Source organism: Caballeronia hypogeia, assembly GCF_001544875.2.
GTDB lineage: Bacteria > Pseudomonadota > Gammaproteobacteria > Burkholderiales > Burkholderiaceae > Caballeronia > Caballeronia hypogeia.
The window spans coordinates 164,941-188,535 of the sequence record NZ_FCOA02000011.1; the positions used below are offsets into that span (position 1 = coordinate 164,941).

Sequence of the window (23,595 nt, forward strand, 5' to 3'; positions counted from 1 at the left end):
TGCGCGCGGCCCTTTTCGTAACGATTGCCGCGTCAAAAATTGCCTGCAAAGCCCGATGTGACAAGGGCTCGCGGCTCATGCTATGGTCCTCGCCTGCTGCCGGCGCGAGGCCGCGCAAAACGTGAACACAACCGGTCAACGATGCCTCAAGACACTCGAAGCCTACGCTCCTGGATTTACCTGGCCATCGCGATCACGCTCGCCGTCGTGTTCGCCATCGACGCGCTCACGCCGATGCGCGTCGCGATCTGGGTGTTTTACCTGCTGCCGGTCGTGCTCTGCGTGTGGGCCGACCGGCCGTCCGTGCCGCTCTTCACGGGCGGGGCGTCGGCGCTGCTGATCATCGCAGGCTACGCGTTGGCCCCGGTCGATCCGAACACGACCCGCGACGTGCTCCAGATCAACCGCGCGATGGGCATCGTCGTGCTGCTCACGCTCGCGGCGGTGGCGCATCTATATATCAAATCGCGGCTTGCCGTACAACGCACGGGCTGGCTGCAGCAGGGCATCATGCAGCTCGGCCTCAAGCTGCGCGGCGAGCAGTCTCCCGCTTCGATCGGCGTGAGCATCCTGCGTTCGATCGTGCCTTACGTGAACGCCAAGGTCGGCGTCGTCTACGCGCTCGACCACGATGCGCTCGTGCGCGTCGCGGCCTGGGCGCTGCCCGACGACGCCAGCGCGCCGCAGCGGATTGCGCGCGGCGAAGGGCTCGTCGGCCAGGCGATCGAGGAAGCGCGCGTGTTCGAACTGCGCGACGCTTCCGGTCATTACCTGCGAACCGGTTCCGCGCTCGGGTCGACGACGGCGTCGAGCGTCGTGATCGCGCCGTTTTTCGCCGACGGCGAAGTGGCCGGCGCGATCGAGCTCGGTTTCGTCGGCGCGGACGGGCAGGTCGACGACGCCCGCGCGCTGCTCGAAATGGCCGCCGAACCGCTCGGCATGGCGCTGCGCTCGGCGCGCTATCGCGCGCGTCTCGTCGAATTGCTGGAGGAAACGCAGCGTCAGAGCGAGGAGTTGCAGGTGCAGCAGGAAGAGCTGCGGGTGTCGAACGAGGAGCTCGAAGAGCGCGGCCGCGCGCTGCAGGATTCTCAGGCGCGTCTGGAGCAGCAGCAGGCGGAGCTCGAAGAGACCAATGTCCAGCTCGAAGAGCATACGCAGCATCTCGAACGTCAAAAGGCCGAGCTTTTGGAGGCGCAGCAGGAACTGACCGCGAACGCGCTGGAAATGGAGCGCGCGAGCCAGTACAAGTCGGAGTTTCTGGCGAACATGTCGCACGAATTGCGCACGCCGCTCAACAGCTCGCTGATTCTCGCCAAGCTTCTGCAGGACAACAAGCAGGGCAATCTCACTGACGAGCAGGTGCGCTATGCCGCGACGATCCATTCGTCCAACAGCGATCTGCTTTCGCTCATCAACGACATTCTCGATCTCTCGAAGGTCGAGGCCGGCCAGATGGACGTGCAGTTCGCGCCCGCTTCCGTCGATGCGCTGCTGCAGACCTTGCAGCAATCCTTCGCGCCCGTCGCGGAAAGCAAGGGACTCGAACTCGTCACCCACCATGGCGAGAACGTGCCCGGCTACTTCGTCACCGACAGCCAGCGGCTGCTGCAGGTGTTGCGCAATCTGCTGTCGAACGCGTTCAAGTTCACCGAGCGCGGCCGCGTGACGGTCGCGGTGGAACGCGCGAGCGACGACGCGCTGCGCTTCGAGGTGCGCGACACGGGCATTGGCATTGCGCGCGAGAAGCAGGACATGATCTTCCAGGCCTTCCAGCAGGCCGACGGCACCACGAGCCGCAAGTACGGCGGCAGCGGCCTCGGACTGTCGATCTCGCGCGAGTTCACGCGGCTCCTGGGCGGATCGGTCGCGGTATCGAGCGAACTGGGGCACGGCAGCGTGTTTTCGGTGACGCTGCCGATCGGCGCGCGCGAAGGCACCGTCACCGCGAAGCTCGACACCATCGGCCATATGAGCGAGCCGGAACCGGTCGCGGCGCAACCGGTGCATCCCGCGCCTGCGCAACCCGCGCCGGTCACGATGCAGCCCGCGCATGTGCCGATGCCCGCGCCCGAACCCATGGCGATCGCCGACGACCGCGCCGATCGGCAGCGTCCGGACCGCGTGATTCTCGTCATCGAGGACGATCAGCCGTTCGCGCATATCCTCTACGATCTCGCGCACGAACTCGACTTCGACTGCGTGCACGCGGCGACCGCGACGCAGGGCGTCGAGCTTGCGCGCTCGCTGCAGCCGAACGGCATCCTGCTCGATATCGGTCTGCCGGACCAGTCGGGCCTCACCGTGCTCGAATGGCTCAAGCACGATCCGCTCACGCGCCATATTCCGATCCACATCGTCTCCGCGACCGATCACGCCGATGTCGCGCTGCATCTCGGCGCGATCGGCTATACGTTGAAGCCGAGCGCGCGAGAAGAGCTTGCCCACGCCATTCGCAAGCTCGAAGCGCGGTCCGCGCAGGGCATGCGCCGCGTGCTGGTCGTCGAGGACGATCCGGCGCTGCGCCAGAGCATCCACGCGCTGCTCGCAAGCGAGACGGTTGGCATCGTGGAGGCGGGATCGATCGCGGAGGCTATCGAGGAGATGCAGCGCGGCGTGTTCGATTGCGTCGTGATGGATCTCGCGCTGCCCGACGGCTCCGGCTACGAACTGCTCGAACGCGTCTCCACGACGGGCGGGCAGTCCGCGCCGCCGGTGATCGTCTATACGGGGCGCTTGCTGTCGCAGGAAGAAGAGCAGCGCCTGCGACGCTACTCGAAATCGATCATCATCAAGGGAGCGAAGTCGCCGGAGCGCCTGCTCGACGAAGTGACACTGTTCCTGCACAGCGTCGAGAGCGCGCTGCCGCCGGAGCAGCAGCGCATGCTGCGTGCGGCGCGTCAGCGCGACGACGTGTTCGAGGGCCGCACGATCCTGCTCGCCGAAGACGACGTGCGCAACATCTTCGCGCTCTCGCGCGTGATCGAGCCGCTGGGCGCCACGCTCGAAATTGCGCGCAACGGCCGCGAGGCGCTGGAGGCGCTGGCGCGTCGCGGCGATATCGACCTCGTGCTGATGGACATCATGATGCCCGAGATGGACGGCCTCACCGCGATGACCGAGATCCGCAAGCAGCCGGAGCACGCGCGCCTGCCGATCATCGCGCTCACCGCGAAGGCGATGCCGAGCGATCGCGAGAAATGTCTCGGGGCGGGTGCGGACGATTACATATCGAAGCCCATCGACGTGGATAAGCTCGTGTCTTTGTGTCGTGTATGGCTGCGGCAGCGATGAACATGACGAACGACGGCGGGCACGACGAAGAAGCGATGTTCGACATCGAACTGAAGCTGATTCTGGAAGCCATCTACCTGCGTTATCAGCACGACTTCCGGCATTACTCCGTGAGTTCGCTGAGGCGCCGGCTCGCGCAGGCCGTGCATGATTTCAACATGCCGACGCTCTCGCATCTGCAGGAGCGCATCCTGCGCGATCCGGCGCTGTTCGCGCGGCTGTTCCAGTACCTCACCGTGCAGGTGAGCGAGATGTTCCGCGACCCGCAGTATTTCCGCGCGATCCGCGAGCAGGTCGTGCCGATTCTGCAGACTTACCCGTCGATCAAGGTATGGGTCGCGGGATGCAGCAGCGGCGAGGAACTGTGGTCGCTCGCCGTGCTGTTCGCGGAAGAAAAGATCGCCGAGCGCACCGTGTTCTACGCGACCGACATCAACGCCGAAGCGCTGCGTCAGGCGGAGAACGGCATTTATCCGCTGGAGCGGATGGCGGGCTTCAGCCAGAACTATCTCGCGGCGGGCGGCAAGCGTTCGCTCTCCGACTACTATCACGCGGCCTACGGCGCGGCGAAGTTCTCGCAGGCGCTCAAGTCGCGCGTGGTGTTCGCGGATCACAGCCTCGCCACCGACAGCGTGTTTCTCGAAGCGCATCTGGTGTCGTGCCGCAATGTGCTGATCTATTTCGATCGTGCGCTGCAGGATCGCGCGCTCGGCCTGTTCAGCGATTCGCTCGTGCGGCGCGGATTTCTCGGCCTGGGCAGCAAGGAGAGCCTGCGTTTTTCGAAGCACGCCGACCACTTCGCCGATTTCAATCCGCACGAGCGGCTCTATCAGAAGGTGTGACGATGTTCGACGCGCAACGCATCGGAGCAGTCGTGATCGGCGCATCGGCGGGCGGCGTCGAGGCGTTGAATCATTTGCTGCCTATGTTGCCCAAGACCTTCGCGCCGCCCGTGCTGATCGTCGTGCATGTGCGGCAGGGACAGCCGAGCCTGTTGCCGGGACTGTTCGCGACGCGCTGCGAACTCGCCATCGAAGAGCCGTTCGACAAGGACGAGATCGCGCCCGGCACCGTGTATTTCGCGCCGCCGGGCTATCACATGCTGGTCGAGGCGGAAGAGGGCGCGGCGCCTTCCATCGCGCTGTCGGTCGACCCGCCGGTGCGTTTCTCGCGTCCTTCGGTGGACGTGCTGTTCGAATCGGCCGCGCACGCGTATGGCGAGCGGCTGCTGGGCATCGTGCTGTCCGGCGCGAACGATGACGGCGCGCGCGGCGCACGCGCGATCCACGGGGCGGGCGGCGTGTGCTGGGCGCAGGAACCGGCGACGGCCCAGGCGGCCGCCATGCCGCTCGCGGCCATCAGGGAGAATGCGGTGCACGAAGTGCTGACGCTGGACGAAATGGCGATGCGGCTCGCGCAGTGCATCGACCGCAGGTAATGAAGGAAGCTAGGAGTCACCAGATGACGCAACCCATCCACGTGCTGATCGTCGACGACATCCGCAACAACATCACCGCGCTCGAAGCGTCGCTCGCGCGGCCGGATCTGTCGGTGCTGAAGGCGGAATCGGGGCCGGCCGCGCTCGAGCTTCTGCTCAAGCACGAAGTAGCGCTCGCGATTCTCGACGTCAACATGCCAGGCATGGACGGCTTCGAGCTGGCCGAGCTGATGCGCGGCAGTCCGCGCACCGCGCATGTGCCGATCATCTTCCTGACCGCGACGGCGCAGGACGCGAGCCGCACGTTCCGCGGTTACGAAGCGGGCGCGGTGGATTTCCTCTACAAGCCCTTCGATTCACGCATCCTGAACTCGAAGGTCGATGTCTTCATCCAGATGGAGCGCCAGAAGCAGCAACTCGCGACGCAGCTCGCCACCGTGCAGCAACTGCTCGATGCGAACGAGATGCTGATGGCCGTGCTCGGCCACGATCTGCGCACGCCGCTCTCCGCGGTGATCGCGTCGGCGGAATATCTGTCGCGCTTCGTGAAGGACGAGAACGTCGCGAACATTGGCGAGCGCATCAAGTCGAGCGGCATGCGCATGGTGCGCATGGTCGATCAGCTGCTCAATCTCGCGCGTCTGCGCGGCGGGCGCGTGACGCTGCAGCCGCGCGCGGTGGAACTGATGACGCTCGCGAAGAATATTGTCGACGAATACGAGGCGCGCGTCGGCAAAGGGCGCATCTTCGTGCTGCGTCAGGGCGACACGCTGCTGCAGGGCGATGGCGATCTGCTCTCGCAAGTGTTCTCGAATCTGATCGGCAACGCGCTGCAGCACGGTCTCGAAGGCTCCGCGATTCAGGTACGTCTCGACGGCAACGCCGACGACGTGACCATCACCGTGCAGAACGCCGGCGAGATTCCCGTCGACGTGCTGCCGACGATCTTCGCGCCGTACCGTTCCGGGCGACGTCAGCACGAATCGAGCGGTCTGGGACTCGGGCTCTACATCACGCGCGAGATTGCGCAGATGCACGGCGGCGACGTCAGCGTGCGCTCCACGGCCGACGCGGGGACGACCTTCGAAGTGCGCCTGCCGCGTGCGTTTCATCCGCGTCCCGGCGAGCGCGCCGACACGGCGCAGCCTTTCCGCCTGAGTTGACGAGCGTGTCTACAATGCGGCGTATCGACATCTGAAAGGAGAAAGCGCAATGCCCGGCCCGGATCTGGATACGAGAATCGAAACCTATTACGTGCGCGTGCGCGGCGTCGTGCAGGGTGTCGGCTTCCGGCATCACACCGTGCGACGCGCCCATGCGCTGGGCGTGCGCGGCTGGGTCGCCAATCTCGACGACGGCTCGGTGGAAGCGATCGTTCAGGGCGCGGCCAATCAGGTCGACCTGATGCTCGAATGGCTGCGACGCGGGCCGCCGCATGCCCGCGTCACCGAGTTTCACAGCGAAGAGCGCCACGTCGAAAAGCGTTACGAGCGCTTCGAGCAGCACTGAGCACTGAGCACTGAACGCTAGCGCGCGACCAGCAGGCTCTCCGCGAACTGCCATTCCTCGTCGCGCCATTGATGCGTGCATTCGAAGCCCGCGTCGGCCGCGATCGGGGCGACTTCCTCGGCCGCGTACTTGTGGCTGCTTTCCGTCCAGATCGTCTCGCCCTCGCGGAAATCCACGCGCAGGTCCGCGTCGCGCACACGTACGGAAAGCGCGCGCTTCGCACGCAAGTGCATCTCGACGCTGCGCACATCCGGATTGAAACGTGCGACGTGCTCGAACGCTTCGAGCGGAAATTCGCCGCCCAGCTCGCGATTGATGCGCGCCAGGATATTCAGGTTGAACGCGGCGGTCACGCCGATCGGGTCGTCGTATGCGGCGATCAGCGTCGGCAGCGGCTTGATGAGATCGGTGCCGAGCAGGAGCGCATCGCCGGGCTTGAGCATGCCGCGGATCGAGCGCAGGAACTTGGTGGCCGCGAGCCGCGCGAAATTGCCGATCGTGCTGCCGAGAAATAGCACGAGCAGCCTTTCGCCTTCCTTGCGTTTGGCGCTGACTTCCGAGAGACCCGCGAGGTAATCCCGCTCGTGTCCGACGATCGACACACGTTCGATATCGCTCAGTTCGCGCCGGCACAACTGCAAGGCGGTGCGCGAAATTTCAATCGGATGGTAAGCGGTGGGCTGCTTTTTACACAGCGCCTCCAGAATGCGGCGCGTTTTGCGGCCGCTGCCGCTGCCCAGTTCCGCGACCTGGATGTCGCCCGGCATGGCGGCGACGATATCCGTCGCGTGGTCCTTCAGCACGCGCTCTTCGGCGCGCGTCACGCCGTATTCCGGCAACGCGGTGATCACTTCGAAGAGGGCGGAGCCGACTTCGTCATACAGATACATCGAGGGCAGTTCTTTCTGCGGACGCTTGCTGAGTCCGAAGTGGACCGCCTCCGCAAAGGCGCTGGCGAAGCGGGGCGACAAGGCTGGTTGAGTCATGACGTCTCCATCGATGCGGCGTTTTCGTCGCGCGCCAGCGCGTTTGAACGCTGACACGGCGCGGGATGCTGCGGATGCTCTGCGACGCGAGCGGCGAATGAATTCGCCGCTCGGACTTCGGGACGGGCCGGCATCGAGCCGGACCGACAAGACTGGCCGGTCGTCATGACCGGCCGAAGACCACCGCGATTCACATCGGCTGATCGCAGAAGACACGCCGCGCGCGGCGAAGTTCATGCGGAAATGCGAAGCATGAAGGAAGCAAAAAGCGGGCACGCAAGGCGAATTCGTTTGAAGCGGTTCTTGAAAAAAGGCGGCGACGTCCGTTTAGAATGCGCATTCCCGCGCATATTTCACTTGCGTTCAGCTTGCGTTTCACATTCGGCGCGCAGCGCTCTCTTCGATGAATCAGCATGACCTGGGGCGCGGCGTCGCGCTGTCCGTCGCCGCTTCCGCGCTCTTCGCGCTCCTGTCCGGCTATACGAAATGGCTCGCGCCGCTCGACGGGCTCGATATCTTCGCGTGGCGCATCATCTGGACGCTGCCCGGCGCGCTGGCGCTCGTCGCTTTGCGCCGGCGCTGGCCGCAATTGCGCGAACTGCTCGTCCGGCTCGTCACGTCGCCGCGCCTGTTGCTGGCGTTCGCGCTCGTCGCGGCGCTGCTCGGCGTGCAGTTGTGGATCTTCCTGTGGGCGCCGCTGCACGGGCGCGCGCTGGAAGTCTCGCTCGGTTACTTTCTCCTGCCACTCGCGATGGTGCTGCTCGGCCGCTTCCACTACGGCGAACGGCTCGACGCCTTCCAGTGGGCGGGCGTCGCGGCGGCGGCGGCAGGCGTTGCGCATGAGCTCTTCGTCACGCATGCGTTCGCGTGGCCGACGCTCGTCGTCATGCTCGGCTATCCGCCGTATTTCGTGCTGCGTCGCCGGCTCAATGCCGATCCGCTCGTGTCGTTCGCCGTCGAAATCATGCTGATCGCACCGGTCGCGGCGATCATGCTGTTCGTGCGCCACTCGTTCTCGGATGTCGCCGGCGAGCCGCATCTATGGCTGCTGCTGTTGCCGGGGCTCGGCGCGTTGAGCACGATCGCGCTGGCGTCGTATCTGCGCGCGAGCCGTCATCTGCCGCTCGCGCTGTTCGGCATTCTCGGCTACGTGGAGCCGGTGCTGCTCGTGGGCGTCGCCGTGCTGTTGCTCGGCGAGCCGTTTTCGACGCGGCAACTCGGCACCTATGTGCCGATCTGGATCGCGGTCGTGCTGACCGGCGTGCACAGCGCGCTTCTCTTGAAGCGCGAGCGCTCGCGCAAGCAGACTTTGCCGATGAGCGAGCACCACGCAAGCGTCGAGCACGAAACCGTTGCGGAGGAAGTCGAGCGCATCGACTGATCAATGCGCGGTGCGTGCTTCGATGGCGTCGTGCAAATCGCGCATGAGTCCGAGCGCGAACAGAAGCTCGACGAGAATGAACAGCGGTCCAATGAGAAGGCCGATGATGTCATCGACGAACGCCGGCTTGCGATGCTCATAGCGCACATGCCCGACGAACTGGAACACCCAGCCGGTCACGAACATGCCGATGCCGATGACAAGCCACATCGACGTGACTCGCGACGCGGCCCACTGCCCGAACGCCGCGGCGAGCGCGGAGACGATGCCCATGCCTATGCCGAGCGGCACGTCGAGCCAGAGATAGTAGAAAGTGGCGAGCGCGAATAGAATCCACGCGGGCGTCAGCACGAACGCGCCCGACAATACGGGCCACGCGGGACGGCTGAGCAATGCGGCAATGGCAAGCACGATGAGCGGAATGCCGATGAAGTGCGTGGCGACATTGCGCCTGTCGCGATGATATTCGGCGTACTGCGACAACTGCTCGGTCAGCGTTCGCATGATGGGCGTCTCCTTCGTGTTCTTTTATTTCACGAATGATAAGCGCAGCGTCGACCCTGGAGCGTAGAAGCTTTAGTCGGAAGTTATGGCTGGTAGCCATAAAAAAGCGAGCCCGAAGGCTCGCTTCAACCGAACGCACTGGATTGTCTTTATGCGTGCCCAGTGCGCGATGCGATGACGCCGGCCTCCCTTACTTCTTCGCCGCGTCCACCTTCGCATCGGCGGCCGACTTGTTGGCGTCGTTTTGCGCCTCGACTTTTTCCTTGTCGGCCTTCGCTTGCGCCACGTTGGCATCTTTCGCTGCGTCCTGCTTCTTCTTGTCGGCCTTGCTTTGAGCAGCGTGCTTTTTCTTGTTGGCTTTCGCCTGTGCCTTGGCGGCATCACCGCGAGCGTCGGAAGCTTGTTCCGGCGTGGTCGCCTGCGCTACCTTCGCGGCTTCCTTGTTGGCGTCGGCTTGCGCCGATGCCTTGTCCTCGTTCGCCGATGCCTGCGCCTTCGCGGCGTCGTGCTGTGCATCGGCCTTTTTCTTGTTGGCCGTCGCCTGAGCCTCGGCTTTTTCGTTGTTTGCCTTCAGTTGGGCTTTGCCGGCATCGGTTGCGGCGGTCTGCGCGAAAACGGTGGACACGAGCATTGCGGATGCGAGAGCAGCGACGATCTTCTTCATGGTTTGAAACTCCCTTGATCTCTTCTTCAGGATCGCGTGGCGCGCAGTGCGCCGCGCTGACGATGAAAACGCCGCGTCTCTCGCCACCGTTGACGTTGCTCTGGTGACAAACGGTAACCAGTGGCGAGCAAATGCAACGGCGCGCGGTAAATGCGCCCAGTTCCTTGAGGCGTTTGTGCGGGCATTACCGGGCCGCATCAAAAAATGGTTACGCTTCGGCGAATTCACTTCAATTTGTAACGGCATGACTTTTAATTTGGCATCCGAAATGAAGTTGGCCGATGCTGTTTTCCGAAGCCGAATTTGTAATCGTTGAAATGCGCGGTTACCAACTGCTGCAGTTATTTCTTAGCTGTCTGCTTAAGATGGCTTCCATGAACCCGGCCAAGCGGGAATTGGAGAAGCTAATGAAACGCGCAGCACTTGTCTTGTTGATGATCGGTAGTTTGTCGGTGGCGGGCGAGGCATCGGCGCATGGATACGGCGGTCACGGCGGCGGACATGGCGGTGGCGGCGATGGCGGCGCGATCGTCGGTGCGCTGATCGGCGGCGCCGTGCTCGGCGCGCTGGTGACATCCGTTGCGAATGCGCAGCCCGCTTACGCACAACCTGTCTATGAACAGCCAGCGTATGCCCAGCCGGCATATGCTCAGCCGGTGTACGCGCAGCCGGCCCAGCCGCCTGGCTACTGCTACGACAACTATCGCAACGCGTATGTGCCGTGCGGTTACTGATGCGATAGCGCGAGAAGTCGCGGCACGTCCCTTGCGCGAATGCGGGACGGTTGCGGTAATCCAATACTTCGCCGCGACCGTCTTACATATCAGGGAGTCCGGAAATGAACGCGACTACTAAGAAGCTGGCGATCTCGGCGTTGGTGCTCGGCTTATCGGGCGGTGTCGGCAGTGTCTATGCGCAAGCAGGCGGCGGCGCGACGGCGGGCGGTTCAATGGGCGCGGGCGGCAACGGCTCGTCGGGATCTGGATCGGCTGCTGCGGGCAAGGGCGGCGGCGTCGGCATGGGCGGCACGGGCATGGGCGGTTCGGCGGACGGCACGACGGGCACCGGTGCGGGCGCGAAGAGCGGCATGGGCAACGATGCGACCAACGGCATGGGACAGGATCAGGGCACCGTGCGCCGCAGTGTGCCGAACAACGGCAACATGAATTCGGGCGGCACGAATCCGAATGGCGCCGGCACGCAGAAGGGCTATTAAAGCGAGCTATCGGAACGATGCGAGCGTGCACGCGGGTGCGATCGCCACAACGTTATTTCATGGATGTGATGCGGCATCCGCCTGGCGGCGGCGCGTGGGCTTATGAAGACGCGGGACTGATATTTACCAACCGCTTGCCGAAGCCGCATCGGCCGACGCAACGGGTTCGAACGTCTTGGCGCGCAAGCTGACCTTTTCGGCGTAAGCGCGCGATCCACCATAATTCTTCAGCGCGGCTTCGACATCGCCCTGGGCGGACTTCATATAGCCGTGCAGGATGGCCGAGCCGGTTTCGATATTGTCTTCAGGGTCCGTCAGGTCCACATTGCGCACGAGCTGCCTGTGTGCCGACGGCACCACTTGCATCAGCCCTGTTGCGTTGTTCGGCCCTTTGGCCGTTTCCTTGAAGCGCGATTCGATGGAGATGATCGCGAGCAGCAGCGCCGGCGGCAACGAATACTTCGATGCAGACGACATGACCGCCGCTGCGATGGTCTGCGCCTTCTCGCGCGCCACACCGAACTTCCCCGTGAGAACTTCCGAAATCTTGTGACTGGCCAACTGCGTCTTCGCGTCTTGCGCATCGGCGGATTGCGCGGTATCGGCGGCGACGGGCGTGTTGTCGCGCATTTCCTGCGCAAGGGCGGTGTGCGCCGAACTCAGCGAGAACGCAAGGACGGCAAGAAGGACGGGTAGACGACGCATCGGGGAAGCGGATCAAAGCGGAATCGCATTATAGCCACATAAAAAATCCTTGTGGATCATGTACTTGTCTTAAATCTGATGTTTTATTTTGCAAATCGGCATGATTTACGTCCGTCCTGCGCGCTTCGCCGTGGGCGCGGAGATGCCCTCACCAGCGTCCTGCGAGAGCCGTGCGAACATCGGCAGCGAGGCCAGAACCACCAGCGCCGTCACGATGAACGCGCACGCCAGTTGCCAGCGCTCGGTCTGCGCGCTGCCGGAAATCAGCATCGTCGTCTGGATCGTGCCGGCCGCGACCGTCACGCCGATGGCCTTCATCAACTGCTGCGCGGTGCCCTGAAACGAGGTCGCGGCGGCGAGCCGCGGCTTGGGGACATCGGCGAAGGCGAGCGCGCCCATCGTCGCGAAACTGAGCGAGCGGCCGAGTCCGCCGAGCAGCAATAGCAGGAAGATCGCGGCGGCGGGCCAGGCCTGTGACATCGTCGAGCAGACGAGCAGCACCGCCGCGAACACCGCGCTGCCCGCGCAGAGAACCGCGCGCACGGAGAATCGCCGCAACGCGAGGGCCGTCATCGGGCGCATGCAGAAGGAGCCCAGCGCGCTCGCGAAGGTCACGAGGCCGCTGGCCGTCGCGCTGTAGCCGAAGCCGGTCTGCAACGTGAGCGGCACGAGAAACGGCAGCGCGCCCGCACCGGCGCGAAACAGGCTGCCCGCGACGGTCGCCGCATGGAAAGTGGGAATCGAAAGCAGCGAGAAGTCGATGGCCGGATTCGACACGCGGCGGCAATGCAGCACTGTCATCCTGAAGAGCAGCAGGCCGACCGCGGCGCAGACCCAGGGCACGCCGGCCGGCAGCACGCCGCGCCCCGCGCTCTCGATGCCGATCATGAACAGGCTCAGTGACGCACCCGAGAGCAACATGCCGCGCAGATCGGGCGGCGTGCGGCTTTCGGGCGGCGAGGGCGGCAGAAGTTTCCACGTCAGCACGAGCCCGATGCAGCCGACCGGCACGTTGACCCAGAAGATGCTGCGCCACGAGAGCGCGTCGGTGAGAAAGCCGCCGAGCGGGGGGCCGAGCAAAGGGCCCACGAGCGCGGGCATGGTGAGCCAGGTCGTCGCCTGAAGCAGTTCCTCGCGCCTCACGCCGCGAAACAGGATCAGCCGTCCGACGGGCACCATCATCGCGCCGCCGAGACCCTGCACGACGCGCGCGGCGAGCAGTTGCGGCAGGTTCATCGCGGCGGCGCAGGCGACCGAGGCGAGCGTGAATGTCGCGATGGCCCACATGAACACGCGGCGCGCGCCGAAGCGGTCGGCCACCCAGCCGCTCGCGGGAATGAAGACCGTCAGCGCGACGAGGTACGCGGTGATCGCGCTGGAAAGATGAACGGGATCGACGTTGAGATCGCGCGCCATCGTTGGGATGGCGGTGGCGACGATGGTGCCGTCCATGTTCTGCATGAACAGGGCCGAAGCAACGACGGCGGCGGTGACGCGGAAGTTGCCGCCTTTCACGGTGAGGCGCTCGCAAGCACGCTGAAGGCCGCTCTCCAGGCGTGCTGAAATGGGAATGGTTGCATGGCGCACAGTCTAGCGCGATACCCGAACGGGCGTTCTTGGATGAGTCGCCCGACCACCGACCACGACGAGAGGAGCCGCGCGTGCCCACGGCGTTTCAACTGCAGGCGAAAGCCGTGCTCGATCGCGCGCTGCTCTCGCTCGCCGATGTCTTGTCGCGCACCATGTTCGGTTGCCCCGCGTATTTCATCGGCGACAAGCTGTTTGCGTGCGTTTATGGCAAGGGCGTGGCCGTGAAGCTGCCGGCCGATGAAGCCAGCCGATACTTCGCGGCACATTCGCATGCACATCCGTTTCAGCCTTACGACCGCGCGCCGATGCGCGGCTGGGTGCAATTCGACCGCACGCAGCCCGAGGATCTGCTGAAGGATCTCGATGCGATCCGACGCGCGATGGAATTCGTGCGCGACCGAGCCTCAGGCGCGCGTCAGCGCGACGCTCGCCGCCATCTCCATGAAGTACGGCAGCGCGGGCGTGACACGATGCGCATCCTTGGCCTGGTCGTCCCAGCGGCGCAGCGCGATGGCGTCCTGCGCATAGGGCCTGGCGAGAAAGGCTTGCGCGGCGCCATCGTCGAAGATGCCGCCTTGCAGTTGCAGGCTGCGCACCGAATCCGCCGACAGACGCGCGTGATACGTCGGATCGATCGCGCACAGGCAGCGCTTCGCATCGACGTGCAGGCGAATGGGTTCGAGCACGGCGTCGGAGAAAAGCGGGCGCAGGAACGGCAGCGCGTAGTACTGGTGCAGGTCGTCTATGCCGCGTTCGCTCGGCGTTTCGCCTTGCAGGTTCAGCAGGTGACCGAGATCGTGCAGCAAGGCCGCGACGATCAGCTCGCGGCTCGCGCCCGCGGCTTCTGCGAGCGTCGCGCTCTGCAGCGCGTGTTGCAGTTGCGTGACCGGCTCGCCGCTGTAGGCCATCGGGCCGTGTTCGTCGAACAGGCGCCGGATGTCGTCGAGTGAAAGCGCCATCGTAAGGAAACGGTAGGAGAGTATCCTGCAAGCGTCGAAACGCGCGATTGTCGCCGCGCATCATGACGGATTCATGGCGACGCGCGCAAGGATAGAAACCGATGCCCTTCTCCTTCAGCCGTCGCCCCGAGCTGGCCGGTCTGACGCGCCCGGCGCGGCGCGATGTGCGTCGCATCGCCTGGCATTTCGCGCAGCGGCACTGGACTCTGCACGCGCCCGCGTTCGTGTGGTTCGTCTATGTGCTGTTGCACACGCGCTTTCACGTCACGCCCGAGCGGCGCGACTATCTGCTCGTCACGCTTGTGATCTTCGTCGTGGCGGTCGTCAACATACGGCTCCATATCGCGCGCTACCTGAAACCCGCCCGCGCCATCTTCGATGTGCTGGGAAATAGCGCCGCGCGCACGATTACGGGTCGCTAGCCATTCGTGTTGCAGAGCCGCATCGCGCGAATGGACCCTGTTTCTCGCGTGTTACGATGCTCGGCGACCCGTATCCACCGAACGCAAGATGGCAACGCTATACGAAACGCTCGGCGTGAACGAGCACGCCACCGTAGAAGAGATCAAACGCGCATATCGCAAGGCCGCGATGCGCAGTCACCCGGACCGCAACGCCGGCAACGAAGACGCCGCGCGCGCAAAGTTTCTGGAGATCAAGGAAGCCTACGCGATCCTGTCCGACCCGCCGCAGCGCGAGGTCTACGACCGCACCTTCGCCGAAGAGATGCGCCGCTTCGAGGCGCGCAGGCGTCAGGAAGAAGCCGAACGCGAGGCGCGGGAAGCGAAGGAGCGCGAGGCACGCGAGAAGCTCTACGCAAAGCGCGTGTCGCTCGCGATGCGTTACGCGTCGCAGGGTCATAACCGCGACGTCGTGTTCGGCGTGCTGCTGGGCGCGCACTGCGACCAGGCCACCGCGCGGCAGATCGCGAACAGCGTGGTCGCGCTGCACGAATCGCGTCAGGCGAAGGAAGAAACCAGCGAGGGACGTCCCGAAGAACAGAAGCCAGGCATCGATGGCAAGGACGCAAAGGAAGAGAAGGAAACCGCCACGGCCGGCGCCGCGAATCCGCTCGGCGCGATGTGGTTCCAGTTCCTCAACAACCTGCGCTTCTAGTTCAGCGCGCGGAACCACACCGATAAAAGCATCAGGCCGCGAGGCGCTCGCCGCGCATGTTGCTGCTTCTCGGCGCAGGCGGATAAACACACCACTGACCGTCATCGTGACGGAAGAAGAACAGCGCACGCGACATCGCGCCGTGCAAGGTCTCGATGCACACATAACGGCGCCCGTCCGCGCGCGTTCGGCTGAACTGCCTCACATGTACCGGCACGCTGCCCGGTGCGAGCCATTTTTCGACCTGGTAACGAAGGGACCGCTCATTCGCGCATTTCATTTCAGTCTCCCGCATGCGGCATTCATATACTGGATAACGGCCGAATGTGCCGATGTTTGAAGCCCAGTTCGTGAAACCCCTGCCGCAACGCACCACGTTCTTGACAAAGCACTTGAACTCTACGCCTGGAATCGTGAGCAGTGCCCGTTTTTGCGAAATAGCAACAGCGAGCTTTCACGCGTCTTCCGCCATGCTTCGTTCACGAAGAACGCGTAAGTCCGACGAGCCCATCGTCGTATGACGTGATGCGCGGGTATGTACGCGAACGGTCATATCAAATGGTCGATGCGTACGCTTCCCGTCACTTCGATTGAAGCGAACGTCGTGCCTGCTGAGTGCCGGTCAGAGCGGTTTCGCGAAGCTCAGTTCGTGGCCGTCGGGATCGGTGAGATGGAAGTAGCGCTCGTTCCAGGGCGCATCGCGCGGCGCGAATTGCGGCTCGATGCCGTGCGCCCGGACCTTCCGATAGAACGCGTCCACGTCGGACACGTAGATGACGACGCGGCCCCAGAAACCGATCGGGCCATGCGTCTCGCTGGTGAGATTGAGATACGAATTGCCGAGCGCGAACGAGGTGAATGCTTCGTTGCCGCCGCCGTACAGCTTGCGAAAACCGAGCGCTTCATAGAAGCGCACCGCGCGCGCCATGTCGTGTGTGGCGAATGTGATGGCGCTCAGGCTTTCGACGTGCGCGTCGTCTTGCTGTTGCTTGTCGTTCGATGTCGTCATGCACTGAATGGTCGATGGTCATCCCGGCTGATGATGCGATACGAGCGCGAGCACCGAAAGATCCGGATGCGTGCCATCGACGATGCTCCTGCCGATATGCCGCGCATCGTCCACGGCGTCCTGCGCGGTCTTGTATTCGTCCTCGCCGTCGGCATGAAAATGCACCGCTTCGCCGGGCGTGTCCGCGTTCGCGCCGGGCCGGCACACATGGCCGATATACACGTAGCGGTCCACGTTGCGCGGCGGCGCGTGCTCGGGCGTCGGCTTCAGTTGCGGCAATACGTGGACCTCGAAGCCTTCGTAATCGAAGACGTGCCATTGAGCGGGATCGTCGGGCATGATCGCCTCCTTGTGCATTGTTCGCTCGCCGTTCAACGTTACTCCTGTTGGCGCGGGGAGGCCACCACCGAGCGTCGCTTCCATAGCTCATACGAAAGGTGCCGGCGGCGCGCGAAAATTGACAGCATTCTGCCGCGCGGCGGATACTTTCCGGCGCACTTCGAGCGCATCCGTCAAGCCGTTTCCCTGCATCGGGAGGCGTCGTGAAGCCAGCCACGCCACATCGCACGGTCCTCGCGCGCGCCATGCCGCGCGTATCGGCGCTCGTCGGCGATATCACCGCGGGCACCGTGTCCACGCTCGTCATGCTGTGCTACGCGATGAGTCTCGGCACGCTCATCTTCAGCGCGGATCTCGCGCGCTATGCCGAACTCGGCGTGCCCACCGCGCTCGTCAGTTGCATCGTCACGGCGTTCGTCATTGCGCTGACGAGTTCGATGCGTTCGAATATCGGCGGGCCGGACAGCAACGCGACGGCCTTTCTCATCGGCGTCGCGGCGGGCGTCGCGAGCAGCGTGCGCGCGAACGGCGGCTCGCCCACGATGATCCTGCTGACCGTGCTCGTCGCCATCGCGCTGTGCTCGATCGTGACGGGCCTCATCCTCTTCGCAATCGGTTCCTCGAAGCGCAGCCGCTCGCTCCAGTTCCTGCCCTATCCGGTGATGGGCGGCTTTCTCGCGGGCACCGGTTATCTGCTGATCGCGGGCGCGTTTCGCGTGCTGACCGGCGTCGCGCTCGACTGGCACACGTTGCCGATGATCGCGCGCCTGCACTGGCTCGCGTGGGCGCCCGCGCTGTTCGTCGGTGCGCTCGCGACGATTCTTGCGCGCACCTGGCGCAACGCGGCCGCGCTGCCGATCACGCTCGCCATTGGCATCGCGCTGTTCTACGTGCTGCTGCGCGTGGCGGGCATTTCCCCCGATGACGCGCGCGCCATGGGTCTTTTGCTTCAGCATGTGCCGACTCACGCGCTGCATATCCCGGAGCTTCACCTGCCGTCGTCGCTTGCGCATCACGAGATCGACTGGCACGCGATCGTCGCGCACTTGCCGGAAACGCTTATCGTCACGTCGGTTTCCGCGATTACCATCATCATGAATTCGCAGGCGATGGGCGCGGCCACCGGCCAGGACATCGATCTCAATCGCGAGATGCGCGCCGCCGGTCTGGCCAATATCGCGAGCGGTCTGCTGGGCGGCATGGTCGGCTATCAGTCGTATAACCGCTCGATGCTCAACACGCGTGCCGGTGCGACGAGCCGCGTCGCGGGCGTGTTCGCGGCGCTTGCGTGCCTCTTCGTGCTCGCGGCGTCGCCCGATCTCGTCGCGCTCTTTCCAGTGCCGGTGCTCGTCGGCATGCAGATCTACATGGGTCTGCGGCTGATGGTGGACTGGCTCGTCGGTGCGTATCGCAAGCTCACGTGGCACGAGTATCTGCTCGTGCCGCTGATCGTCGCGGTGATCGCGTTCTATGGCGTGATCGCGGGCGTGGTCGCGGGCGTGGTCGTCGCGTGCGTCACGTTCGCGCTGTTGTATGGCCGCGCGGGCTGCGTACGCATGGAGTTCGATGGCCGCACCCGCACCTCGAATGTCGAGCGCAGCATCGAAGAGACGCGCTTTCTGATCGATCGCGGCGACGAGATTTGCGGCGTCTGTCTGCAAGGCTTCTTGTTCTTCGGCTCGGCGAATTCGATGCTGCAACGTATCCGCGAACGTATTCGCTCGCATGGTCCGCGCCCCGTGCGCTATGTCGTGCTCGATTTCGCGTGGACCAACGGCATGGATGCGTCCGTGTCGCTCGCGTTCGTCAAGCTGCGGCAGGCTTGCGCGAAGATCGGCGCGGACCTCGTGCTCACCGCGTTGCCGCTCAGCTCGCGCGCGTTGCTCAAGCGCACGGGCGCGCTCGCGCTCGGCATCCGCGAGTTCGAATCGCTCGATGCGGGTCTCGAATGGATCGAAGCGCAGCAACTCGCCACGTTGACGCGCGCGCTGACCCTCTGCGAAACGACGGGCGATTTCCGCACGATGCTCGCGCCGCATTTCACGGCGGGCGCGCTGCAACGTCTGGACGCGCTGCTCGACATCTGCGAGATCGGCGCGGGCGAGGCGCTGTTCAGGCGCGGCGATGCGGGCGATGCGCTTTACATCGTCGAGGAAGGGCGCGTGACGGTATCGCTGCCGCTCGAAGGCGGGCGTTCCGTGCGGCTGCGTTCGTTTGGACCGGGGACGATCCTTGGCGAGATGGCGGTGTACACGCATGCGCCGCGCAGCGCGGATGTCGTCGCCGATGAGCCCGCGCGTCTGCGTCGTCTCACGCTCGCGGCCTTGCGCCAGCTCGAACTCGACGATCCGCTGACGGCGCAGGAATGGCATCGCTTCGTCGTGAAGATGATGGCCTCGCGTCTCGCCATTGCGGATGAAGCGTTGCGCGCGGCTTCGTGACGACATCGATGCACGCGTCCCACAGCTTGATCGCCGCGTGAATGCCCGGTATGTTGGACGCGCGCCGACAGGAACGCGATGTGCTTGTGGCGCACGCATGCGTTCGTCATCGAGACCGCGACATGACCCATACACTTCGGGCATTACTCCCGATGGCACTCGCCGTCGCGGTATCCACGATCGCCAGCACATCGCTGGCGCAGGCCGCGCCGCCATCCATTGCGATGCTCGACTGCACGCTGATCGACGACAACGCCGCCTATAACGATGCGGAGATCAACCGCATCCAGAACGCGCGGCTCGCGATGATCAGCGGCGCATTGCGCGACGACCTGCGCGAGCGCGCGCTGTTCAGCGTCGCGGACAACGCGCAGGCTGCCGATCTGATCGCGTCGCTGCAACGCACGCAGGACATGAATGCGTGCAACGGCTGCGAGCTTCGTGTGGCGAAGCAGCTCGGCGCGTCGCGTGTGGGCGTTTGCTGGGTGCAGAAGATCAGCAACCTGATCCTCAACATGAACCTGCGCGTGGAAGACGCATCCAGCGGCGCGACGCTCTTTCAGCGTTCCGTCGACATTCGCGGCAACACCGATCTGTCGTGGAAGCGCGGTGCGAAAGCGCTAGTCGATCTGCTTGTGGCCGATCCTTCCGCTGCACGCTGATACTTACGATGCAGCATTGCCGCGCCGAATTCGGGAATTTCTCCCGGCCTGCGCCGTTGCCACCACGGCGCCGATTGGGCTAAGTTGGACTTGCAGGCACGCGCACTGTGCGATGCGCGGCGCGCGTGCGCCCGTCAACTCGAATAATCGAAAGTGAAACCGGTGGAGACGACCATGCAAGTCAGATTCAAGGCGGCGCGCATTGCCTGCGCGTCGGTCATCGCGCCATCGCTTGCGCTGGCCGCGAGTTTCGCGCACGCCGCCGCGCCGACCGCCTATGTGACGACAGAAAACGCCGGTGTCGGCGTGATCGACCTCGACAGTCTGTCGCTCGCGAAGACGTGGGATGTGGGCAAGGACGGCCCGCGCGGTCTGTCGCTGAACAAGGACGGCACGCGCCTGTACGTGGCGAACAAGACGACGAGCGATCTCTCGGAGATCGATACCGCGACGGGCAAGGTCGTGCGGCGCGTGAAGATCGGCAAGAATCCGGAGTTCGTGCGCGTGTTCGGCGGCTATGCCTATGTGACGTACGAACCGGGCGAAAACGGCGGTCCGCCGAAGCCGGGTCAGCCCGAGAAAGATGACGACGACGCCAATTCGCCGCCCGCCGAGATCGCCATCGTCGATCTCAAGACGCTGAAGGTCACGCATTCGGTCAAGAGCGGGCACGAGACCGAGGGCGTCGAATTTTCGCCGGACGGCAAGCGGCTTCTCGTGACCAACGAAGGCGACGACACCGTTTCCGTGTATCAGGTGAAGACGGGCAAGCCGGTGCGCGAAGTGAATTTGCCGAAAGGCTCGCGCCCGCGCGGCATCAAGGCGACGCCCGATGGCAAGCAATACGTCGTCACGCTGGAGAACGCGAACAAGTTCGTCGTGCTCGACGGCGCCAGCATGAAGACGGTCAAGACCGTCGATACGAAGACCGGTCCGTATGGCGTCTCGTTCGATCCGTCGGGCAAGCGGCTGCTCGTGGCGGCATCGCGCGACAAGACCTTGCAGGTGTTCGACGGTACGAGCTTCGAGCACGTTCAGGATGTGCCCGTCGGTCAGCGCTGCTGGCACTTCAGCTTTACGCCGGACGGCTCGAAGATCTTGCTTGCATGCGGACGCTCGAACGCGGTATATGTGCTCGACGGTTCCGACTACAAGGAAGTGAAGCAGATCGGCGATCTGCCGCTCGCGTGGGGCATCGTGACGTATCCGCCGAGCGCGGGGTCGATCGTCGGGCGCTGAGCGTAGATCGGTTGCGCAAGAAAAAGGCCGCACGCAGCGGCCTTTTTCTTGCGCGCGAAGCAATTACTTCCACGCGTAACGCATCCCCACCCACACGCCGCGCGGCGCGCCCACGCCCAGGAATTGCTCGTTCACCGTCGCGCCATTGTTGAAGGTGTGATTCGGTCCGTCGAAGAAGTTCTCGCCGAGAATCGCGAAGTTCGCATAGCGCTTGTTCAACAGGTTCTTCACCGTCGCATAGACCTGCAACTGCTTCGTGATGTTGTAGGTCGTGTCGAGGTCGATCAGGAAATAGCCCGCGACGCTGCCGTTCACGTCCTGATTGTTCTCGTCGCCGCGCGCGAAGATATTGCTGCGATACGTGAGATTCGTGCCGATGTTCCAGCGCGCGATCGGGTTGTAGTCGATACGCATCTTCACCGTATTGGCCGGAATGCCGGGAATGCGGTCGCCGGAATGCACGGTGATGTTGCCGTCCGCGTCGGCGCTGGAGTTGCTCGCGCTGCTTTCGGTCCACGTTGAGCGATACGTCGCGTTGATGTAGCTGTAGCTCGCCGCGACGCCCACCGGCCCCCACTGCGTACGGCCCGCGAGTTCGAAGCCCTGCCGCCGCGTCTTGCCTACATTCTGGAAGTAGCCGAGCGTGCTCGCCGCGCCCTGGCTGCTGACGAACTGAATGTCGTCGGTGAGCGTCGTGCTGTAGGCCGCCGCGCTCCACTGCGTATGACTGCCGACGCGTCCGCGCGCGCCGATTTCAAAGGTCTTCGAAATCACCGGCTTCAGATCCGGGTCCGCGATGAAATCGTTCGGCAGCGAGCAGGGTGCCGCCGGGTCCGCGCACGCCAGTTCGATCGCGGTCGGCGAACGCATGCCTTCGTTGTACGTCGCGTAGGCGGTGAAATAAGGCGTCGGATTCCAGTTGAAGCCGATGGCCGGATTGAAGCGCGAGAACGTGTGGTTTCCGTCGAGCAGCGGCTGTACGCCGCTTTCGTCACCAATGGTCGCCTTCGCCCAGTTGTAACGGCCCGCGAGCGTCATCGACCATTGCTCGTTGAAGGAGAACGTGTTCTCGAAGTAGATGCCCAGATTGGAGTTGTGCGTTTTCGCGTCGGTGGTCGGCGCGAACGGTCCGGTGCCGATGGTCGCGCGGTTCTCTTCGAACTCGGCGGGCTGCTCGGCCTGTGTGAAATGCGAATTGGCGAAGTCGCCCGCTGCGCCGAGGATCAACTGGTTGTCATGCCCGAACAGCTTGTTGAGCAACGTGAGCTGCAGGCTCGCGCCGTAGCTGTCCGTCACGATCACCGACTGATCGTTGAAGGCTTGCGTGAGCTCGTCGGCATCGTCGCCGTCCGGATCGAAGTCGTCGTTGACGTTCGAACTCACGTTCTTGTTGCGATAGTGCCGGTAATACACGTTGCCGCTCAACTGAATGTTCGGCGTGATGTAGTGCTCGGCGTTGATCGTCAGATAGCCGACCTGGTTCTCGTTCATGTCCGGGAACGTATAGGCCTGCCGGAAGTTGTCCATGAACGAGCGCGGGATCGTCTGCGAGCCGTTCAGCGTGTTGTCCGCGCCGCCCATCGAAACCGATACGGTCGTGTCCGCGTCGGTATAGCGGATCTTGCCGAAGGCCTGACGGATACGGCTCGAATTGTGATCGGCCCAGCCGTTGTCGTTCGTGATGTTAGCCGTGAAGTAGTAGTCGAGGTGATCGCCGATTACGCCACCCTGCTCGATTTGCGCATATTTGCGCCCCCACGAGCCGAAGCCGACATCCACGTTGCCGCCCGGATTGCTGCGGCCGTTCTTGGTCGTCACCGCGACCGCGCCGCCGAGTGTGTTGAGACCGAAGGTCGGGTTCGAGCCGGGGATGATCTGCATCGTCTGGATCGCGGCCTGCGGAATCAGGTCCCAGTTGACGACATCGCCGAAGGGCTCGTTGATGCGCACGCCGTCCAGGAATACCGACAAACCCTGCGGCGTGCCGAGCAGCGGCGAAGCGGTGAAGCCGCGATAGTTGATGTCGGTCTGCCACGGATTGCCCTGCGCGTCGTTGGTATCGACGCTGACGACGTTCTTCTCCAGATAGTTTGTGACGGTCGGCGAATGCTGTGCTTCGATCTGCGAGCCCTTGATGGTCTGCACGTTCGCGGGCACTTTTTCGAGCGGCGTGCCGACGCCCACGAGCGGCGTGGTGCCGACGACGACGATGGTGGGCAATTCGGTATTCGGCGGCGCATCCGACTGCGCGACAGTTGCCGGAGCCGGAGCCGGAGCCGGAGCCGATGCCGCCACGGGCGCTTCGGCGGTATCGGCCGGCGGCGGCGTTTGTGCCCACGCGGCCACTGTGATGCTCGCAAACGCGCTGCCGAACACGAGCCGCAAACCGGCTCGGGGTTTGAACGGATGCGCGAGCGCGAACTTGCGCGGCATGCTCTTCATCGTCATCTCCTCTTGTCTTTTTGATCCACGCGAAAGGAATGTTTCTTTCAATGAAAGCGTCGCATAAGAACCGGTGCGTGGACCGGGAGCTTTTCCCGATCGCG

23 protein-coding genes are annotated in these 23,595 nt (G+C 64.0%); 13 read left to right on the forward strand and 10 right to left on the reverse strand.

The features are described 5' to 3' along the window. Positions 1-141 precede the first annotated feature (141 nt). Genes AWB79_RS18280 through AWB79_RS18300 form a run of 5 tightly spaced genes read left to right on the forward strand, consistent with a single transcriptional unit; the run spans position 142 to position 6,238 of the window. Positions 142-3,291 carry a response regulator gene (locus AWB79_RS18280; protein ID WP_061168835.1) on the forward strand — a complete coding sequence of 1,050 codons (3,150 nt, stop codon included), beginning with the start codon at positions 142-144 and terminating at the stop codon, positions 3,289-3,291. Continuing rightward, entirely contained in the window at positions 3,288-4,133 is an 846-nt protein-coding gene (locus AWB79_RS18285) for a CheR family methyltransferase (protein ID WP_096031563.1), read from the forward strand. Before AWB79_RS18280 ends, AWB79_RS18285 begins: the two co-directional genes overlap by 4 nt. Positions 4,134-4,135: 2 nt before the next feature. Next, positions 4,136-4,729 carry a chemotaxis protein CheB gene (locus tag AWB79_RS18290; RefSeq protein WP_061168837.1) on the forward strand — a complete coding sequence of 198 codons (594 nt, stop codon included), beginning with the start codon at positions 4,136-4,138 and terminating at the stop codon, positions 4,727-4,729. Positions 4,730-4,752: 23 nt separating this feature from the next. After that, positions 4,753-5,892, forward strand: a complete 1,140-nt coding sequence (locus tag AWB79_RS18295; RefSeq protein WP_061168838.1) for a hybrid sensor histidine kinase/response regulator — start codon at positions 4,753-4,755, stop codon at positions 5,890-5,892. A gap of 49 nt (positions 5,893-5,941) precedes the next feature. Then, entirely contained in the window at positions 5,942-6,238 is a 297-nt protein-coding gene (locus tag AWB79_RS18300; protein WP_061168839.1) for an acylphosphatase, read from the forward strand. A gap of 17 nt (positions 6,239-6,255) precedes the next feature. On the opposite strand, the gene egtD is transcribed toward AWB79_RS18300, so the two are convergent. Further along, on the reverse strand, positions 6,256-7,224 hold the full coding sequence (egtD, locus tag AWB79_RS18305; RefSeq protein ID WP_061168840.1) for an L-histidine N(alpha)-methyltransferase: 969 nt from the start codon (positions 7,222-7,224) through the stop codon (positions 6,256-6,258). A 403-nt stretch (positions 7,225-7,627) separates the two neighbouring features. On the opposite strand from egtD, the gene rarD reads away from it, so the two are divergent. Beyond that, a complete protein-coding gene (gene rarD / locus AWB79_RS18310; protein ID WP_061168841.1) occupies positions 7,628-8,605 on the forward strand; it encodes an EamA family transporter RarD in 978 nt (325 codons plus the stop codon). Here the strand turns inward: rarD and AWB79_RS18315 are convergent, their stop codons facing one another. Next, positions 8,606-9,109: an Mpo1 family 2-hydroxy fatty acid dioxygenase gene (locus AWB79_RS18315; RefSeq protein ID WP_061168842.1), complete on the reverse strand. Its 504-nt coding sequence runs from the start codon at positions 9,107-9,109 to the stop codon at positions 8,606-8,608. Positions 9,110-9,299: 190 nt separating this feature from the next. Then, on the reverse strand, positions 9,300-10,019 hold the full coding sequence (locus AWB79_RS18320; RefSeq protein ID WP_232470926.1) for a hypothetical protein: 720 nt from the start codon (positions 10,017-10,019) through the stop codon (positions 9,300-9,302). A gap of 161 nt (positions 10,020-10,180) precedes the next feature. On the opposite strand from AWB79_RS18320, the gene AWB79_RS18325 reads away from it, so the two are divergent. Both AWB79_RS18325 and AWB79_RS18330 read left to right on the forward strand, forming a co-directional pair. Beyond that, entirely contained in the window at positions 10,181-10,507 is a 327-nt protein-coding gene (locus AWB79_RS18325) for a hypothetical protein (RefSeq protein WP_061168844.1), read from the forward strand. A gap of 104 nt (positions 10,508-10,611) precedes the next feature. Next, on the forward strand, positions 10,612-10,989 hold the full coding sequence (locus tag AWB79_RS18330) for a hypothetical protein (protein ID WP_061168845.1): 378 nt from the start codon (positions 10,612-10,614) through the stop codon (positions 10,987-10,989). Positions 10,990-11,112: 123 nt separating this feature from the next. On the opposite strand, the gene AWB79_RS18335 is transcribed toward AWB79_RS18330, so the two are convergent. From AWB79_RS18335 to AWB79_RS18350, 3 genes are all read right to left on the reverse strand, one after another. Next, positions 11,113-11,694: a transglycosylase SLT domain-containing protein gene (locus AWB79_RS18335; RefSeq protein WP_061168846.1), complete on the reverse strand. Its 582-nt coding sequence runs from the start codon at positions 11,692-11,694 to the stop codon at positions 11,113-11,115. A gap of 105 nt (positions 11,695-11,799) precedes the next feature. After that, a complete protein-coding gene (locus tag AWB79_RS18340) occupies positions 11,800-13,209 on the reverse strand; it encodes a DHA2 family efflux MFS transporter permease subunit (RefSeq protein ID WP_061168847.1) in 1,410 nt (469 codons plus the stop codon). 479 nt (positions 13,210-13,688) lie between these two features. Beyond that, a complete protein-coding gene (locus tag AWB79_RS18350; protein ID WP_061168849.1) occupies positions 13,689-14,243 on the reverse strand; it encodes a phosphonate degradation HD-domain oxygenase in 555 nt (184 codons plus the stop codon). Positions 14,244-14,344: 101 nt separating this feature from the next. On the opposite strand from AWB79_RS18350, the gene AWB79_RS18355 reads away from it, so the two are divergent. After that, positions 14,345-14,665 carry a hypothetical protein gene (locus tag AWB79_RS18355; protein WP_096031561.1) on the forward strand — a complete coding sequence of 107 codons (321 nt, stop codon included), beginning with the start codon at positions 14,345-14,347 and terminating at the stop codon, positions 14,663-14,665. A gap of 88 nt (positions 14,666-14,753) precedes the next feature. Continuing rightward, positions 14,754-15,359: a DnaJ domain-containing protein gene (locus AWB79_RS18360; RefSeq protein ID WP_061168850.1), complete on the forward strand. Its 606-nt coding sequence runs from the start codon at positions 14,754-14,756 to the stop codon at positions 15,357-15,359. A gap of 31 nt (positions 15,360-15,390) precedes the next feature. Here the strand turns inward: AWB79_RS18360 and AWB79_RS18365 are convergent, their stop codons facing one another. The 3 genes from AWB79_RS18365 to AWB79_RS18375 all read right to left on the reverse strand — a co-directional run bounded on the left by AWB79_RS18365 (position 15,391) and on the right by AWB79_RS18375 (position 16,707). Further along, positions 15,391-15,639: a hypothetical protein gene (locus AWB79_RS18365; protein WP_061168851.1), complete on the reverse strand. Its 249-nt coding sequence runs from the start codon at positions 15,637-15,639 to the stop codon at positions 15,391-15,393. Positions 15,640-15,981: 342 nt separating this feature from the next. Continuing rightward, positions 15,982-16,368, reverse strand: coding sequence for a VOC family protein (locus tag AWB79_RS18370; protein ID WP_061168852.1), 387 nt, complete (start codon positions 16,366-16,368; stop codon positions 15,982-15,984). Positions 16,369-16,386: 18 nt separating this feature from the next. Then, positions 16,387-16,707 (reverse strand): hypothetical protein, encoded by a 321-nt coding sequence (locus AWB79_RS18375; RefSeq protein ID WP_061168894.1) that lies wholly within the window; start codon positions 16,705-16,707, stop codon positions 16,387-16,389. 245 nt (positions 16,708-16,952) lie between these two features. Between AWB79_RS18375 and AWB79_RS18380 the strand changes: the two genes are divergently transcribed. From AWB79_RS18380 to AWB79_RS18390, 3 genes are all read left to right on the forward strand, one after another. Then, positions 16,953-19,148 carry a SulP family inorganic anion transporter gene (locus AWB79_RS18380; RefSeq protein ID WP_061168853.1) on the forward strand — a complete coding sequence of 732 codons (2,196 nt, stop codon included), beginning with the start codon at positions 16,953-16,955 and terminating at the stop codon, positions 19,146-19,148. Between the two features lie 122 nt (positions 19,149-19,270). Continuing rightward, the gene (locus AWB79_RS18385; RefSeq protein ID WP_061168895.1) at positions 19,271-19,810 is read left to right on the forward strand and encodes a DUF3280 domain-containing protein; all 540 of its coding nucleotides are present in this window, start codon (positions 19,271-19,273) and stop codon (positions 19,808-19,810) included. Between the two features lie 174 nt (positions 19,811-19,984). Continuing rightward, positions 19,985-21,049 carry a beta-propeller fold lactonase family protein gene (locus AWB79_RS18390; RefSeq protein ID WP_061168854.1) on the forward strand — a complete coding sequence of 355 codons (1,065 nt, stop codon included), beginning with the start codon at positions 19,985-19,987 and terminating at the stop codon, positions 21,047-21,049. Between the two features lie 63 nt (positions 21,050-21,112). On the opposite strand, the gene AWB79_RS18395 is transcribed toward AWB79_RS18390, so the two are convergent. After that, entirely contained in the window at positions 21,113-23,497 is a 2,385-nt protein-coding gene (locus AWB79_RS18395) for a TonB-dependent receptor (RefSeq protein ID WP_061168855.1), read from the reverse strand. Between the last annotated feature and the right edge of the window lie 98 nt (positions 23,498-23,595).

Bases quoted from the DNA above. Each gene is read 5' to 3' on its own strand.
- AWB79_RS18315 (WP_061168842.1), bottom strand. From the start codon at position 9,109: ATGCGAACGCTGACCGAGCAGTTGTCGCAGTACGCCGAATATCATCGC.
- egtD (WP_061168840.1), bottom strand. From the start codon at position 7,224: ATGACTCAACCAGCCTTGTCGCCCCGCTTCGCCAGCGCCTTTGCGGAG.
- AWB79_RS18280 (WP_061168835.1), top strand. From the start codon at position 142: ATGCCTCAAGACACTCGAAGCCTACGCTCCTGGATTTACCTGGCCATC.
- AWB79_RS18370 (WP_061168852.1), bottom strand. From the start codon at position 16,368: ATGACGACATCGAACGACAAGCAACAGCAAGACGACGCGCACGTCGAA.
- AWB79_RS18390 (WP_061168854.1), top strand. From the start codon at position 19,985: ATGCAAGTCAGATTCAAGGCGGCGCGCATTGCCTGCGCGTCGGTCATC.
- AWB79_RS18330 (WP_061168845.1), top strand. From the start codon at position 10,612: ATGAACGCGACTACTAAGAAGCTGGCGATCTCGGCGTTGGTGCTCGGC.
- AWB79_RS18285 (WP_096031563.1), top strand. From the start codon at position 3,288: ATGAACATGACGAACGACGGCGGGCACGACGAAGAAGCGATGTTCGAC.
- AWB79_RS18325 (WP_061168844.1), top strand. From the start codon at position 10,181: ATGAAACGCGCAGCACTTGTCTTGTTGATGATCGGTAGTTTGTCGGTG.
- AWB79_RS18395 (WP_061168855.1), bottom strand. From the start codon at position 23,497: ATGACGATGAAGAGCATGCCGCGCAAGTTCGCGCTCGCGCATCCGTTC.
- AWB79_RS18290 (WP_061168837.1), top strand. From the start codon at position 4,136: ATGTTCGACGCGCAACGCATCGGAGCAGTCGTGATCGGCGCATCGGCG.
- AWB79_RS18335 (WP_061168846.1), bottom strand. From the start codon at position 11,694: ATGCGTCGTCTACCCGTCCTTCTTGCCGTCCTTGCGTTCTCGCTGAGT.
- AWB79_RS18350 (WP_061168849.1), bottom strand. From the start codon at position 14,243: ATGGCGCTTTCACTCGACGACATCCGGCGCCTGTTCGACGAACACGGC.
- AWB79_RS18385 (WP_061168895.1), top strand. From the start codon at position 19,271: ATGACCCATACACTTCGGGCATTACTCCCGATGGCACTCGCCGTCGCG.
- AWB79_RS18320 (WP_232470926.1), bottom strand. From the start codon at position 10,019: ATGCCGTTACAAATTGAAGTGAATTCGCCGAAGCGTAACCATTTTTTG.
- AWB79_RS18300 (WP_061168839.1), top strand. From the start codon at position 5,942: ATGCCCGGCCCGGATCTGGATACGAGAATCGAAACCTATTACGTGCGC.
- AWB79_RS18295 (WP_061168838.1), top strand. From the start codon at position 4,753: ATGACGCAACCCATCCACGTGCTGATCGTCGACGACATCCGCAACAAC.
- AWB79_RS18365 (WP_061168851.1), bottom strand. From the start codon at position 15,639: ATGAAATGCGCGAATGAGCGGTCCCTTCGTTACCAGGTCGAAAAATGG.
- AWB79_RS18380 (WP_061168853.1), top strand. From the start codon at position 16,953: ATGCCGCGCGTATCGGCGCTCGTCGGCGATATCACCGCGGGCACCGTG.
- AWB79_RS18375 (WP_061168894.1), bottom strand. From the start codon at position 16,707: ATGCCCGACGATCCCGCTCAATGGCACGTCTTCGATTACGAAGGCTTC.
- AWB79_RS18360 (WP_061168850.1), top strand. From the start codon at position 14,754: ATGGCAACGCTATACGAAACGCTCGGCGTGAACGAGCACGCCACCGTA.
- AWB79_RS18355 (WP_096031561.1), top strand. From the start codon at position 14,345: ATGCCCTTCTCCTTCAGCCGTCGCCCCGAGCTGGCCGGTCTGACGCGC.
- rarD (WP_061168841.1), top strand. From the start codon at position 7,628: ATGAATCAGCATGACCTGGGGCGCGGCGTCGCGCTGTCCGTCGCCGCT.